Consider the following 14,209-nt stretch of genomic DNA (forward strand, 5'->3'; position numbering starts at 1 on the left):
TTAGTTCGGTGAGGTGCCGGCCAAGCGGTCACGCCATTCCGGCGGCAAGCGTTGCTGCTGACTCAGGCCTGCCAGGCGCTGGTGTTGCGCCGGGCTGAGCAGGTTGAAGGCAATCGCCAGGGGCAACCCGGCGGACACCGTTCGTTCGGCCGCGAGCTGTTCGTCCAGCAGGTCGAGGGCCAACTGATTAAGGGGGACGCTGAGTCGTTGCGTCAGGCCGATCAGACGTCGTACGTCGAGCCCCATGCCCAACGCCTTCAGTACCAGTTGATGGAAGGCCCGTTCGGGGTAATGACGTGACGGGTAGTGGGTGTCGAGGGCGAGGGCGGCAAACACCTGGCTGTTACTGGTACGCCCGGCCTGCAACGCCAGCTCCACGCACAGCCCACGGCTATCGAGCCAGTCGAGGGCCTTCAAGGTGGCGATCTTTTCCTGATCGTCGCCCCACAGAAACAACTGGCGCAGCAGGGGCAGTTGCCCGTCGGCGGGCTGTTGCTCAAGGACCTGCGCCAGCAACAACGCGCGCGCCAGTTGGATGTGGCTCCAGCCGGCATTGTTGGGCAGTGCATGCTCCTTGAGGTTGCGCTTGCACTGACTGCTCAAGAGCGCCGCGGTGTTGGCGTTCGGGTGTTGGGTAAGCCGCTCCTGTGCCTGGCGCCACCACTGCTGCTCGGCTTCATCGAGCTGTTGGGTCAAGGCCTGGCGTTGTTCGGCGAGGCGGTCGTGGCGCATTTCGAGGGCCGTTGATGACGGCGCAGTGACGTCCATTTTCATGTCGGTTTGATCCAGCGCTGAAAGTGTGGGAGCAGGAAAAACACCAGGACACATAACAGGCTGCCCAAAGGCTGATTGGCCACGGCCATCACCAGGGCATCGAACAGGGGCAGGGCTGCCAGGCCGGCACCGATAAAGGCCCGAACCTTGCGATGTTGCGGGTTGGCCAGGTTGTGCCAGTAGTGCCAGCCCAGCCAGCCAAGCCATATCAGCAGCACCGGCCAAAACCAGAGGTTGTCGGAATAGATCGCCAGGGCCAGCGGACTCAGCATCAGGATCAGCGGGAGGCGGCTGAGCAACTGGTTGTTGTGTTCATTGCGGGCGAGGTAGGTCAGGCCGCTGATGTAGACGCCCAGCAAAATCGCGCAGAGCCAGATCGGTTCCGGAGGCACCGCCAGGCTGGCCGCCGCCGTGAGGTAGAGCGTCGAGCGGCAAGCGCCCATCAACCAGACGCTGTGGGCGTACTTCTTGTGCAGCAGGTTGTAGCCGAAGATGCAGCCCGCCAGCAGGGTGACGCTGCCCAGCAGCCAATGCGGCTGATCGATCAGTCGGCTCAGACCCAGCACCGAGGCTGCGGCCAGCATCAGCAACAACACAGTGGCCAGGCGCACTTGTTGTCGACTGACCAGGCCCAGGGTGATGGGCCGAGGGTTATGGTGTTGTTGGTCCCAGTCGGCATCCAGTAGATCGTTCAACAACATGCCGGCCAGATACAGCAGCGACAGTGTGGCCAGCAGCAGGATCCACACCAACGACGACGGCGGCGCCAGGGCCCCGGCACTGCTGGCCAGCAGCGCGGCGGCCAGGGTGTTGGTCCATACGGTGGGCAGGTTGGACACCCGGCCGAGGGTCATCCAGGTCTTCAGATTCAGCGGTGTCTGGCTCATTGCGCGAAGCCCTCGTTCAGGGTGAGCGCCGGGCCGCTGCGGGTGGACAGTCGCAACAGCGCTTGCTCCATCCGCGCGTCATCGATTTCATGCAGGTCGACTGACTCGCCGATCCGGCTAAGCATGGGGATGGAGAGTTGCCCGCCCAAGTGCTGGCGGAATTCCTCCAGCCCGAGCAACACCTGTGAGCGCCCCTGTGCATCTTTCAAGGTCAGTTCCGGCGGGCACAGGTTGAAACCGAGCTTGAGTAAAAGGTTCAGAACCCGTTCAGTGTCGGCGTCGCTCAATAGCCCCAACGCATTGGCATAAAGTCCATCGAGGGCCATGCCCACTGCCACGGCTTCGCCATGGCGCAGCCGGTGGTGACTGAGGTTTTCCAGTTTGTGCGCGGCCCAATGCCCGTAATCCAGTGGCCGTCCGTTACCGCGTTCGAAGGGGTCGCCGGCACCGGTGATGTGTTCCAGGTGCAGTTCGGCGCAGCGGCGAATGGCATAGCGGCTGGCCGGGTGATCGAAGTGGGCGAGGGCGTCGGCCTGTTGCTCCATCCATTGGAAGAATGACTGGTCCTTGATCAGCGCCACCTTGACCGCCTCGGCCAGCCCGGCGATCTGGTCGCGTCGGGTGAGGCTGGTCAGCAGCTGGAAGTCATTGATCACCGCAGTGGCGGGGTAGAAGGCCCCCAACAGGTTCTTCTGGCCGAAGGCATTGATGCCGTTTTTCACCCCGATGCCAGCGTCGTTCTGGGCCAGCACCGTGCTCGGGACGCGGATCAGGCGAATGCCACGGTGGAAGGTGGCGCAGGCGTAACCCACCGAGTCCAGCACTGCGCCACCTCCCAGCGCCAGGACATAGCAATGCCGGTCCAGCCGATGTTGCAGCATGTCGCTGTACAGCTGCTGCAACACCTGTGAATCCTTGCTCAGTTCACCGGCCGGAACCGCAATCGGCGCTGCCTGCAAATGCAGATCCGCAGCATGGGCGGCAAAGTAGGCGTCGATCTGTTCCAACAGGTGTGGGGCGCTTTGCAACAGTTGTTCATCGGCGAACACCAACACCGTCACCGGGCCTCTTTGCTGGGCGGTGAGTTGGCGGTGCAGACAGGGATTGAGCGGGTCGAACAAGTGATCGGTGAACACCACCGGGTAGTCATAACTGACCTCGAAGCGCCCGTGCAACGGTTGCTCCGCACCGAGCTTGCGCAAGGTCTTGAACAAGCTGTATCCGGCGATAAACAGTCCGGGCAGGACCATGCTGGCGAGGATGGTTACCAGCAGCGCGTTCTGCTCGACGAGGTAGGTGCCGATGGCGCTATAGGCCAGTGCCAGGCCGGCATTGGCCAGGGTGGTGACCAGTACGAACGCGCGCAGCGGATAGCGTTGCATACCGGCGGCCACTACTGAAGTTTCCGCCAATACCGGCACGCCGCGCAGGCAGATCAATGACAGCGTGCTCAGCCTATACGCCAGTTTCCCCGGCTGACGCAGACCGAGGCGGCCGGACAGCAGACGAAAATAGCCGGCCCCCAGCGCATAACCCAGCCCGGCACCCAGGCACAGGCCAATGAAAATCACCAGGTAACCGCCGACACTGCCAAGCATGGCCACGGCCAGCAGCGCTACCAAGCTCGAAGGCACAGGCAAAACTACGTCCAGCGCGAGCAGGGCGATCAGCAGCAGCGCCAGATTGAGTTGCTGGGTGGGTGTCGAAGGCTGGTACAGGTTGAGAGGGGTGAGGAAGTCCTGGATCTGTTGTTCGAACAACAGGAAGCTGGCGATCACCAAGCCTGAGAAGCAAAACAATGACAGCCAAAACTGTTCGGCTGGCCCTCTAAACGAGAATGCACGATACCAATGGCTGCGCTTCATCAAGCATCCCTCTTGATTGTTATGACTGAGTTCCGTTTCAGTAATTAAAAGCAGCGTCTGATGTGTTTTAGGGGAATAAACTCTCCCGCCTGAAGGGCTGGTTTTATGTGCGGTTGATAACGCTTGCGAAGATATTCATGAACTTAGACGGTTGTGGTGTTTTTGCAAGCTTGCTGGGTTGCAGAGTTTTAGATGAGCTGTTGGAACGACGTGAAGCAGTCGGGTAGGTGAGTGTTTAGGTTAGATTTATATTTAATATTATCAATGAGTTGGATGATTTTTTCGAGACTGTGAAGACAGTGTTGAGTGAGCGATATTCAATGAGTTTGCGGCAGCCATCCATAGCAAGCTAATGATGAGGTGGCCATATGGCATTAGCATTTGTTATGTGGGTTATTTCTACTGGCTATAAGCTTTTTTGATAGTTGACTAAATCAGTCGGTGAACTCGTCTCTGAATTTTATAAATGTTCAGCGAACAATTAAATAGAAGGTGCTGCTCCCTATTTTCTATGCGTTGTCTTACCTACTTGTTATTACTCCATCCAAGCGGATAGCGAGGGGTTGACCCCCTTCATGTCCGTGACATTTATTGTCGAGCGCTATGGCCAGGCGCCATTAATGCTGTTATGCATTGGATATGCCTTCCACGACTTAATACAGCAGTTGTCATAACTCGGACGTGGGGGAACTTCACTTGACTGTTTTGGGGGCAAAAAAGGTTTGGAAAGCACACAAATCATGACGCGCCAACTGATTATCTGTATCGATGGAACGAACAACCGCTTCAGTGACAAACCCACCAATGTCCTCCGGGTTTTTCGGTCATTACCCAAGAACAGCGACGCGCTGCTGGCCTATTACGATCAGGGCGTGGGTACGTTCGGGCTGAGTGAAACGCTGTTCGAATGGCAGAAGGTACCGTCGCGAATCGCCGGGCTGGCGTTTGGCTGGGGGATCAAGCGTAACGTGCTCAATGCCTACCGTTTTCTGATGGAGAACTATCAGAAAGGCGACCGGATTTTCATCTACGGCTTCTCTCGAGGTTCCTATGCTGCCCGGGTTCTGGCAGCCATGATCCATACGCTTGGGCTGCTTCCTGCCTGTCAGGTTCAACAACTGGATTTTGCCTGGTCATTGCTGACCACACGAACACGTGCTGAAAAAGATGCGCCTGAACCTTCCCTCAAGCGGGCATGGAGCTATATCTGGTGGCGTCTGACCGCGCGCAAACGACCGGACTTTTCCTTGATGGCGCAGTTCAAGGCAACGTTTTCCCAGGATGTCGATGTCCACTTTCTGGGGTTGTTCGACACCGTGAGTTCGGTGGGCTGGGTGTATGACCCGTTGGCTGTTCCCTACACCGCAAACAACCCTGGTGTGCGCACCATCCGTCATGCGGTGTCCATTGACGAGCGACGCTGTTTTTACCGCCAGAACTTGTGGAATGCCGCCAAGGCCGCAGATCTGAGGCAGGTGTGGTTCGCCGGCGTGCATTGCGATATCGGTGGTGGCTACCCGCCGGAAGAATCGCAGCTTGCCCTGATTACCTTGCGTTGGATGATCGGCGAAAGCCTGGAGGCCGGGTTGAACATCGACGTCGCATCGTGTCGTGGTGAGCTGTATCCACCGTCCTGCCCGGTGCCGGATCCGCTGGCACAAGCCCACCAATCGCTGTCTCGGCTGTGGATGATCGCCGAGTGGTTTCCGCGCCTGAGGTGGGACACCAAGACCCACACCCGAATCCTCAGGTTTGGTTCGATGCCGCCGTTCGGCAAACCCAGAGCGCGGGTGATGCAGCCTGAGCCAGGGCAAAAAGTCTCGGTGCATGAATCCGTGGTGGTCCGGCTGAAGGAGCCGTTGACCACCGGCCAGCCGTGGGGAAGGAGCTGAAATACGCACCTGAAAACCTGGTGCGCATTGATCCAGCACTGATTGATCAGGTTTTCGACTCTCCCGAACTTGCTCTGCGCAGGTTATAGATCAGAACCCCGATGCACTGGCTTAAGATAATCGAAGGCTTGAATGGACCATCTCTACCAAAGGACGTGACATTTATGGAAATTCCCTTTTCTCAAATCCGCGACCGTTTGCACAATCGCCGATTTGCGGTAGCGGACAACGCCCAGGGGCTATCCGGTGCAGGCACAGTATTTCATTACCATGTTGAGGAAAACGCCATTTCGAGCACTTACCAAGGCGGCCGGATTCGCTGGGGTAATCAAGTCGGGCGTGCGACAGGCCCCGATACCATTGAGCTTCTTTTTCAGTGCTTGACTACGGATGGCGAAATTCTTGCCGGCTGGTCGCGTGGCACGGTAGGCGTTGATCACGCAGGACGTACGACGCTGGCCTTCGTATGGGGTTGGTTGTCGGGCGCGACTGGAGGTGGGGAGTCTAGCTACGTCGAGCTTGTCGCGTAGTGGCTAAGGATTTTCTGATGACTCAGGAAGGGGCCTATGAACGCTGCCTTCATTTCCGACAGAGCAGCAGCGAGTAGCCTCAACCTCAGCACCTCACTGGATGACGATGCGCATCATCCAGTGCGCCCGGCTGTTACAGGATGTTCAGCGGATAGCTGATGCTCATCGCTGTCCCGTTGTGTGGACACTCCGGTGCGCAGTGAAGCGTGACGCACAAAATGGTTCGTGAAGACAAAGTGCAGAGTCTTGGCAACTTGAAGTTCGATCCGTTGCCTTAGGTCAACCAATCTTGCGCCTTGCCACGGAGAAAACACCTTCGAAGCGGTCTTTGAGCATTGACGTGATTTAAAGGCGTTGAGTCTGAGGATGTGTTGGCGGTGGTGCGCAAGATTGACGTTGTGGGGCGCAAGCCGGTGAGACCCTGGGTCGAAGCTTTTCACCGGCTTGTCGTCGTGACGCCTTGCAAGGCGCCGATCTGTTTAACCGCTTAGAACCAATAATGCAGGCCGAGCATCAATGACTGGGCGCTGTAGTCAGTGCGCACATCGCCTTGGGGCAGGCCCTGTATGTCACCGAAGTGCGCATCGCGAGTCTTGAGGTATCGATAATCCAGGGACGTGGACCATTGATCGGTGAGCTCGAAACTTACCCCGGCTCCGAGTTGATAGGCCGATACGTTGTCACGATGAGTATTGCCGAAGTGGACGCCGCCGGCTTCCAGGCCACTGATTGACACGGTGCTGTAGCCCAGGCCGCCGCCAATGTAGGGAGTGAACCGACTGAAGGGCGCCGGGAGATTCAGGAAGTCATACCAGAGGTTGGCCATCAGGCTGGTGACTTCCTCTTTGCCTTTGCCCGAGATGCTTCCGCCGCCTTCGTAGACCCGGTTATTGAACTGGGTCAGGGTGTTTTTGCGGTAACTGAGTTCCACTTCAGGTCTGAGCCCGACGGGGAATCGCCAGCCCAATGCCAGTCCAGTGGCGTAGCCGGAGTCTAACGGGTGGTTGAACTGCATCTCGACAAAATCGAGGTTGTTCTGGTTAAGGTCCTGCGGGGCAACCCAGTTCAGGCCGCCCATGACACTGATGTAGGGGCCGAGCGTGTCGGCGGAACTGGACGCAGGACTGATAAAGCCCATGCCAATGACGCCCATCACAAGATACTGAGTGTTTTTTAGTGGTTTCATGCTCGGTCCGAAGTGTGCCGTTATCGATAAGTAAGCGAAGCGTGCTCAGGCGCGAGCGTTCAACACGCCCGTTCCCGGGATGTTTCATTAGTGCTGCAAATGCGTGCCAGGCTTGTCGAGCACGAGGTTGTTCATCGCGTTCGCCCGTTGTTCCGCCAGAGTGCTCAGGTTGTCCAGTGCGGTGGTCATTGCTGCCGTCAGCATTTTTCGTAATAGCCCGCGGTATAAAAAACTTAAGGGGCCGGAGATCTTCGCGCTGTGGGTGACCCGGGTTTCATGCGGAGAAAGTCTATGCATCTGGTGATCGAACTCGAGGTCGATCCAAAGCAGTCTTGCCGTGTTCCGATAGCTTTCATGCATCCTCACCGCTTCCAGTTTCAGTGGCATGTTCAGGCCATTCTTGAGGACACACTTGCCCCGCGTTCCAGGCTGGAACGGGCCATCGAGTTCACAATGGCTGACGTCGGTATCCCATAACGGCGCTTCTGAGAAGTTGCTCCAGATCTTCCAGATTTCAGAAGGCGGCGATTTGACTCGGACTTGCACATTTACATCGTTCACGGCGACACCTTTGTTGTGTGGGGCGCTGTCATGCTGGAGAGTGAGATCAACTCAAAGCCTCACGCAGCAGGCGCGGATTGACTCAGCACTTGAGCGGTAATACTGGCTTGACCGATTTTTTCGCCCCGGTTGAACAGGTCGATGTAGATACGGTTCGTTTTGAATAGCTGATCCTGCCCGTCAAAACCGGCTTGCGGTGCCAACGACAGCGGGCTGTTCCTGGGGATTGGTCGATCCAGAGTGAAACTCAAGGCCAGCAGGTTCATCGGGGTATTGAGTGGGATTCGTAGATAACTGTGGGCAATCTGCATGTAGCACTGGCGGGCAACCTCGAGGAAATAGACCATCGAATAGTGCTCGGGGTCGCCCTCCTGGAAGATGTGCTCATCCGGCAGTTTGAGCGTGTCCACGCTCAAGCCCTGGGCGATACCGCTCATGTCACTGACGATGATGTTTTCTTCTCTGGCCTTGTGCAGCAAAGCCTTGTCGCGGCAGCGAACAGCCGTGAACTCGCCGGCGGGCGATGTCTCGAACGCCGAGTTGTAGGCCATGCCAAGGATGCACGTGCACATCAACTTTCCGGCCTGCATGACCTTGGCATTGAAGACCTGAGGGTCTTTGCCTTGTTCCAGATGAAGATCAATCGCACCCTGCTTCTGTACGTATTGCTGGAACTTGATGCTCAGATTTTTGACATAGGCCACTCGGCCGCTCAGTGGGGGCATAGCGAGTTCAATCAGTTGCAACACGCCCTCGAGCAATAAAATGCCGGGGATGTGATCAAGGGGATGGTCGAAGAAGTAAGGGTGCGCTTCATTCACCACGAGCTGGGCGTGCAGTGACTGAGGGCCACGCTGGACGTTGGCGATCACGATATTTTCCGGGCGACGTTGCCAGTGCACGGGGCGCTGGGCTTCAGAGCCACGGTGCAGGGCGAAAAGGCCCTCCATGGCGCGAGTTCTGACACGCAGCCCTGAGAGCAGGGTGCTGGTCAGCAAATCGCTGAGCGCCAGCACGTCGACGCCGTCGTGTCGCGGCTCCCTGACCAGGCTGACAGGTCGTGCAGGCAGGATGACCTGCTGCAGTTCTTGGGGCGCCGAGTGGGCGAAACGCAACATGAAGGGGTGCTTGACGGCAGGGGCGGGTTCGGCTGCGGCCGGGCGCCACTCCTGAAGCTTTTCAGTAAATAACCACATCACTGCCTTGCCGGCCTCGCGCACCTCGATCACCGTGTGAGCCGAGGTACTTAACAGCACCGCCAACAGGGTTTCGATGCCACTGGCTTCAGCCAGGAAGCCGGTCATTTCTTGCAGTGAGCTGCTGGCATGAGTTGCATCAGGCTGCAGCTCGCAGACTTCAATGTTCTGGTATTGACTCCGCGCTTTGCCCAGCAGTTGGCAAGCCTCTTCCAACGAGTTCGCGGCATGGGCCAAGACTGCCGCGCGGATCACCAGTAAAGGCTTGTCGCTGGAGTTTGGTAGATAGGGGCGCAGAGCAATCACCCCCAGCCCTTCGCCTTGCAGTGTCGCTGAGTGCCGGGCGCGTTCGATCTCTATTTCGCCACTGATAAAACGCCCTGCGCCGAGCAAGAGCGTCGTCACGCCGTCCTTGAACCATTGCTGCGATGCCAGCAAGGTTTGCCAGAACAAGCCAGGGGTGCCGACCAGAGTTTGATGGAAACCTTTGAAGTCAAAAATTTTCGCCGGGTAGCCGGACAACATGTTCGGCAACATGGTTGCCACGTCTGTCACCTCCACACCCGGCGGCATGCCTTGAGCCTGGGAGTAGAACGTGTGGGCGCCGCTATACGCATTGCTGAAGCGCTCCCCACCCATGTTGCAGCACATGACCATCGCAGTGCCGGGTGAGCCGGCCACACCCGGCAGGCGTTGCAGCAAATGATTGATTCGATCGGTGATCAACAGCTTGAACGGATCGACATGGGCCAGATGTTTGGGGCCCATGCCGAAACCGTCGATATCAATGACGCGATCCTGCGCCAGGAATTTTCCCAGTAACGGCTGACCCGCAGTGGCGGCGCAATCAACGAAGCGCCCATAAGGGAAACTGACTGACGGTGCTGCTGGCTGAGCGAGTTGTTGCTTGAGAGCCTGTAATGAGAAGTGACTGCCGATCGCCGCTTCAGCCTCGACAATGGCAAGGTCCAGCATCAGCACGCCGGGGGCGACCCGGGGGACGGCAGGGCGGTTGTCGGGAATGTATTCATCCACCACCAGATGCGCATTGGCGCCGCCAAAACCAAAGCTGGATATGCCTACCCGGATCGCCGACTGACGATCAGCGAGGGGTTGTACCTGCTCTGTGGCCAACTGCAGGCAGGTCTCATCGACTTTTGCGCTAGGGCGGTAGTCGGGCTGAGGTGGAATACCTTTGTGACGCAATATCATCAGCGCCTTGGCGAGCGAAGCGCCTCCGGCGGCGGCCAATGGGTGGCCAATGACGGATTTGATCGAACCGATCATTATCTTTTTGCCATCTGTGCGATGAGGGGCGAAGAAGCTGTTCAAAGAGTCCAGCTCTGTCGCATCCCCCAGCGGTGTACCGGTGCCATGGGTCTCGATGTAGTCCACATTGCTGGGGTCAAGACCGATATAGGCACGCTGGTAAGCCGTGCACTGAGCCTGTTTGCCAGGCGCAAACACTGAGCCTTCGGCGCCGTCGGCCGAAAGTCCCAATGCCCGCAAAACACCCAGGGGACGGCGCTTCGCAATCAGGGCCTGCGATACAGGCTCGACCAGAAAGGCGACCGCACATTCGCCCGGCACAATGCCGTCAGCGTCTTGGCCGAACGCCTGCATTTGGGCTCGGGAGGAAAAGGCGGTCAACTGCGAGAACCCCAGAAACAGCGCTGGCGGCAGTACGGTGTTCAGTGCCATGACAATCGCGTTATCCGCCTGTCCGCTGTTGACCAGCGCTTGAGCCATATCGATTGCATAGGGGAACGAACTGCAGGCGGTGTCTACTGATAACGCAGGGCCACCCAAAGCCAAAGCCGCCGCCAGTTCAGCAACTTGTTCACCCGGCGTATAACCCCGTGGTGCATCGGCTGTTGCGCAGACTCCGGTGACGAAGTAACTCTCATCACTCCAAGATGTCGCGACCACCAACGCAGTGCGCTCCTTGATCAATACCGAGCCTTGTGCGGCAAGCTGGGTGAGGAGTGTCTGGAGTACTTTCTTGCCGATGGCGACTTGCCGTCCTTCATGGCGTGACGGGGTCGATGCGTCATCGGCCAGGCAATAAGCACTGTCCAGGTAAGTACGATCCTTTTCGCCTTTCTTTGCTGAATAGATTGACGCCTTATCCAGTTCCCAGCGTGTCAGCATCGAATGGATGGGCGCTACCTGTCCCTGCGAAAGCAAGTGCCAAAGCGCATCTGTTGAGGGGGCCCCGGGAAACTCTCCAGCCATTGCACTGAAGCAAAAATCGCCCTCTGTCGTTACCGCGCCACTCATACCCGTTCTCCTGGTTGTCAAAATGCTGGGTGATCTTTGCGATCACCCGGATTCCATTCCATTTTTTACAGTGGCTCAGCCCAGTCTTGTCAGCAACGACATGGCGTCTTGCGGCGTACGACGCGACATCAGCGCCTCACCTGCAAATTCGCTGACAGGGCACTGCTGCGCCATTGATTGGCAGAGTGTTTCTCGGGCAAAACCGCTGAGCCCCAACTGTGCGAAAGGCGTCTCGATGTCGATCGACTTTGGGGCATCGGGGATCAGGGGGACAGGGTGTTTAAAAGCAGATTGCTTATCTGCTCCTGGGGGCTGTTGTGCTGGTTGGTTGCGCTTCGCAGGTTGTTACTGAGGTCGAATCGGGAGTGGCCAGAGCGACTTTAATCAATGCGATTGTTTCCTGTGGAAACTTGGCGTTGACCAGCTCAGTGCTGTTGGCCTTGAGTTGCGGCCACAAAGCGACGATCGCTTCCTGGAAATCCAGTTGCACCAAGGAGTCCAGGCCCAGGCTTTCATAGCTTTGCTTCTGGTCGATCTGGTCAACCGTAAAACCGGTGATATTCGCCAGTTGCTCAAGTACCCATACTTCGATATCCACGGCAGGTGCCTGCGGATTGGCTTCAAGCCGTGCCAGCAAGACGGTAGGCGAGGGCGCATCAAAGAGCGACGAGGTGAGTTCTTTCTTTTCCGGGAAGTGCTGAGCCAGGGATTCGAAAATATCGACCAGCCCCAGGGAGTCGATGCCCAGACTCTCGAAACTTTGATCGAAGTCGATTTGTTCCTTTTTGAAACCAGTGACCGAACTTATTTCGGCGCGCAACCATTGCCCGTAGCTGAGTGCAGGCGTTTGTTGCGCAACGGGTGCCGATGCCAGCACTACCGGGTTCGAGTGTACGGGTTCCAGGACGGGCAGGCTTCTATTGACGGGTGCTTCAACCCCGTTGGCATAAACGCCTTCCAGGACTTGTTGATGAGCGTTGAAGTAATGCGCAGTGACAGTTTCGGCCTGCTCCAGCACACGCATCAATATTGATTCTTTTTCGATATTGGAATCGCAAAGTGAATCAATGATTTTTTCTGAAAGAGAGAAATAGCTATGAGCTATTTTTCCATTGGACACGATGAATTCCTGCACAACATCGTTGAGTTGGACGCGCATGGGGTTCTCCTAACCAAAGTCGGTATATGTTTTCTATCAACAAGAAATCAAAAGTCATGGCCCAGGGCTGGGCCTTGTGTCACTCAATGAAGCAAACAGGCAGTAGCCATATAGAGACTTAAAATTGGAGTTCCACTGCGTCGATCTCGGAAGATGTTGTTTTTCTGGCCCCTTTGAGCAGCCCGGATCTTACGTTCAGATAAGTGAAGAGCGTGATTGCATCAGCCCCCTGAAAAGCGATGTAGCCGTCAGGACGAATCAGCATCAATGTGCCCTCTTTGGCATGGTAGCGCTTGTGCAGCCGCCAATCGGGGTCCAACAACGTTGAGTGCCAGAAAGGCAGCTCGGAGCTACCCAAAGCATCAATGACGCAATAAGCCTTGATGCCTGGGTAATCCTTCTCCACCGACTCGGCCAGCGAGTAGTAGCCCGGTAGCAAAGGGGAAAACTGATCGGCTGCGCTGAAAATCAGCAGCGTGAAGGTTCCTTGGAACAAGTCGATCAAGCGTTTTGGCGGCATACCTTGCAGTTGCCACAATTCAACATCGGGAGCCAGTTGACCTGCGCGAGGCGCAGACGTCTGGAATTCGGGTTTCTTCCCTTTTTTGTCCCAATTCATGCGCTGCTTTTTCGTCAGCGATTCTTGAATGTACTCACTTTTGCCATAGTGGTACTGATGACCGGAAATCATCGTGGGCAACTTGCGCTGAACCTTGCGCCTGTTGCTCAGCAGTGGCAGAACATTGTCGCGCAGCCAAACGAGGGCGCGATGCCTGAGGGTTATCAGTGCGGTCAGTCGGTGTGCCGTGTTCTCGACTTCCAGGGCGACCGGGTAGCGTTCTTCGTTGTAGCTTTCCAGCAGTGATTGATCCGCCAGGCCCTGATCGACATAGGCCATTTTCCACGCCAGGTTGTAGGCCTCGGAAACACCCAGGTTCATCCATTGCCCGCCGATCGGGCTGCCGATATGAGCCGAATCGCCCACCAGAAACACAGAGCCTTGTTGCAGCGACTGCACGCGACGATGTTGAAAGGAGGCGATGGTGGTCGATGAAATATTGGACAGCGTCATCTTTTGCCCGCGTCCTTCGCACAACCGCTGAAAATTCTCCAGGCTCAAGGAAGGGCGCTCATCTTCTGGCGGCAGGTCGTAGGGCATCTCGATGAACAGTCGATAACGGGATTGGGCGCTGATCGGTGCGACCGCCACATAACCATCCTGCGCACCCAGGAAGAAAGCCCCTTCGTCCTTGCTTCCAGACCACTCGATATCGGCATCGGCCAGCATGAAGAAACGGTCGTAGGACGATCCTTCGAAGGGCATCTCAAGACGTTTTCTAATGTTGCTGCGAGCACCGTCGCACGCGACCACCCACCGACTGGTAAAGGATTCGTCGTTGCCATCCGCATGATGGAGCGTCATTCGCACGGATCCCGGCTGGTTTTCTATATCGACCAGTTCGGTATTCCACTCGACATCCACACCCAACTTGTTAAGTCGCTCAAGCAGAATCTTTTCTGTCTGCGGCTGTGGCAGGCTGAGCAGCAGGGGATAGGTCGTATCCAGGTAGGAGAAGTTGTAGTTCAGCACCCGTTTGGCGTTCGACTGCACCGAAAACTGGTTGATCGTGAACCCGTCGTTGATGGCCTGATCGGCAACACCCAGATCGCGAAAAATTTCCAGGGTTCTGGAATGGATGGCCATCGCCTTGGTAGCGGTCGAGGGGCCGGCGTTCTTTTCAATAATGCGAAAAGAGACGCCCCACTTTTTCAGCATGATTGCCAGGGACAGGCCAATAGGGCCAGCACCGACGATCATTACTGTCGGGGTGTTACCGGGGCCGAAGTGCTTGGGTGCCAACGTGCTCAGAGTGTTCAT

10 protein-coding genes are annotated in these 14,209 nt (G+C 57.0%); 2 read left to right on the forward strand and 8 right to left on the reverse strand.

Going from position 1 to position 14,209, the window contains the following annotated elements:
- The 3 genes from RHM58_RS23870 to RHM58_RS23880 are packed head-to-tail and all read right to left on the reverse strand — an operon-like array spanning position 1 to position 3,526.
- Positions 1–774, reverse strand: coding sequence for an EboA domain-containing protein (locus RHM58_RS23870; protein WP_322268348.1), 774 nt, complete (start codon positions 772–774; stop codon positions 1–3).
- The gene (locus RHM58_RS23875; protein ID WP_322268350.1) at positions 771–1,661 is read right to left on the reverse strand and encodes a UbiA family prenyltransferase; all 891 of its coding nucleotides are present in this window, start codon (positions 1,659–1,661) and stop codon (positions 771–773) included. The genes RHM58_RS23870 and RHM58_RS23875 overlap by 4 nt, the downstream gene beginning before the upstream one ends.
- Positions 1,658–3,526: a 3-dehydroquinate synthase gene (locus RHM58_RS23880; RefSeq protein WP_322268352.1), complete on the reverse strand. Its 1,869-nt coding sequence runs from the start codon at positions 3,524–3,526 to the stop codon at positions 1,658–1,660. The genes RHM58_RS23875 and RHM58_RS23880 overlap by 4 nt, the downstream gene beginning before the upstream one ends.
- Before the next feature lie 740 nt (positions 3,527–4,266).
- Here RHM58_RS23880 and RHM58_RS23885 point away from each other — a divergent pair.
- Together RHM58_RS23885 and RHM58_RS23890 are read left to right on the forward strand one after the other, a co-directional pair.
- On the forward strand, positions 4,267–5,418 hold the full coding sequence (locus RHM58_RS23885) for a DUF2235 domain-containing protein (protein WP_322268353.1): 1,152 nt from the start codon (positions 4,267–4,269) through the stop codon (positions 5,416–5,418).
- 164 nt (positions 5,419–5,582) lie between these two features.
- Positions 5,583–5,948, forward strand: coding sequence for a hypothetical protein (locus RHM58_RS23890; RefSeq protein ID WP_201256862.1), 366 nt, complete (start codon positions 5,583–5,585; stop codon positions 5,946–5,948).
- 487 nt (positions 5,949–6,435) lie between these two features.
- Here RHM58_RS23890 and RHM58_RS23895 read toward each other — a convergent pair whose 3' ends face one another.
- The 5 genes from RHM58_RS23895 to RHM58_RS23915 form a co-directional block, all read right to left on the reverse strand.
- Positions 6,436–7,134 carry an outer membrane protein gene (locus tag RHM58_RS23895; protein ID WP_322268354.1) on the reverse strand — a complete coding sequence of 233 codons (699 nt, stop codon included), beginning with the start codon at positions 7,132–7,134 and terminating at the stop codon, positions 6,436–6,438.
- Between the two features lie 87 nt (positions 7,135–7,221).
- The gene (locus RHM58_RS23900; protein WP_201256860.1) at positions 7,222–7,695 is read right to left on the reverse strand and encodes an SRPBCC family protein; all 474 of its coding nucleotides are present in this window, start codon (positions 7,693–7,695) and stop codon (positions 7,222–7,224) included.
- 59 nt (positions 7,696–7,754) lie between these two features.
- Entirely contained in the window at positions 7,755–11,171 is a 3,417-nt protein-coding gene (locus RHM58_RS23905) for a beta-ketoacyl synthase N-terminal-like domain-containing protein (RefSeq protein ID WP_322268355.1), read from the reverse strand.
- Between the two features lie 295 nt (positions 11,172–11,466).
- Complete coding sequence (locus tag RHM58_RS23910; protein WP_322268356.1) at positions 11,467–12,330, reverse strand: acyl carrier protein; 864 nt, start codon at positions 12,328–12,330, stop codon at positions 11,467–11,469.
- Positions 12,331–12,448: 118 nt separating this feature from the next.
- Positions 12,449–14,209 carry an FAD-dependent monooxygenase gene (locus tag RHM58_RS23915; RefSeq protein ID WP_201256857.1) on the reverse strand — a complete coding sequence of 587 codons (1,761 nt, stop codon included), beginning with the start codon at positions 14,207–14,209 and terminating at the stop codon, positions 12,449–12,451.

This window comes from Pseudomonas sp. 10S4, from assembly GCF_034344865.1.
GTDB lineage: Bacteria > Pseudomonadota > Gammaproteobacteria > Pseudomonadales > Pseudomonadaceae > Aquipseudomonas.

Bases quoted from the DNA above. Each gene is read 5' to 3' on its own strand.
- RHM58_RS23870 (WP_322268348.1), bottom strand. From the start codon at position 774: ATGAAAATGGACGTCACTGCGCCGTCATCAACGGCCCTCGAAATGCGC.
- RHM58_RS23875 (WP_322268350.1), bottom strand. From the start codon at position 1,661: ATGAGCCAGACACCGCTGAATCTGAAGACCTGGATGACCCTCGGCCGG.
- RHM58_RS23880 (WP_322268352.1), bottom strand. From the start codon at position 3,526: ATGAAGCGCAGCCATTGGTATCGTGCATTCTCGTTTAGAGGGCCAGCC.
- RHM58_RS23885 (WP_322268353.1), top strand. From the start codon at position 4,267: ATGACGCGCCAACTGATTATCTGTATCGATGGAACGAACAACCGCTTC.
- RHM58_RS23890 (WP_201256862.1), top strand. From the start codon at position 5,583: ATGGAAATTCCCTTTTCTCAAATCCGCGACCGTTTGCACAATCGCCGA.
- RHM58_RS23895 (WP_322268354.1), bottom strand. From the start codon at position 7,134: ATGAAACCACTAAAAAACACTCAGTATCTTGTGATGGGCGTCATTGGC.
- RHM58_RS23905 (WP_322268355.1), bottom strand. From the start codon at position 11,171: ATGAGTGGCGCGGTAACGACAGAGGGCGATTTTTGCTTCAGTGCAATG.
- RHM58_RS23910 (WP_322268356.1), bottom strand. From the start codon at position 12,330: ATGCGCGTCCAACTCAACGATGTTGTGCAGGAATTCATCGTGTCCAAT.
- RHM58_RS23915 (WP_201256857.1), bottom strand. From the start codon at position 14,209: ATGAACACTCTGAGCACGTTGGCACCCAAGCACTTCGGCCCCGGTAAC.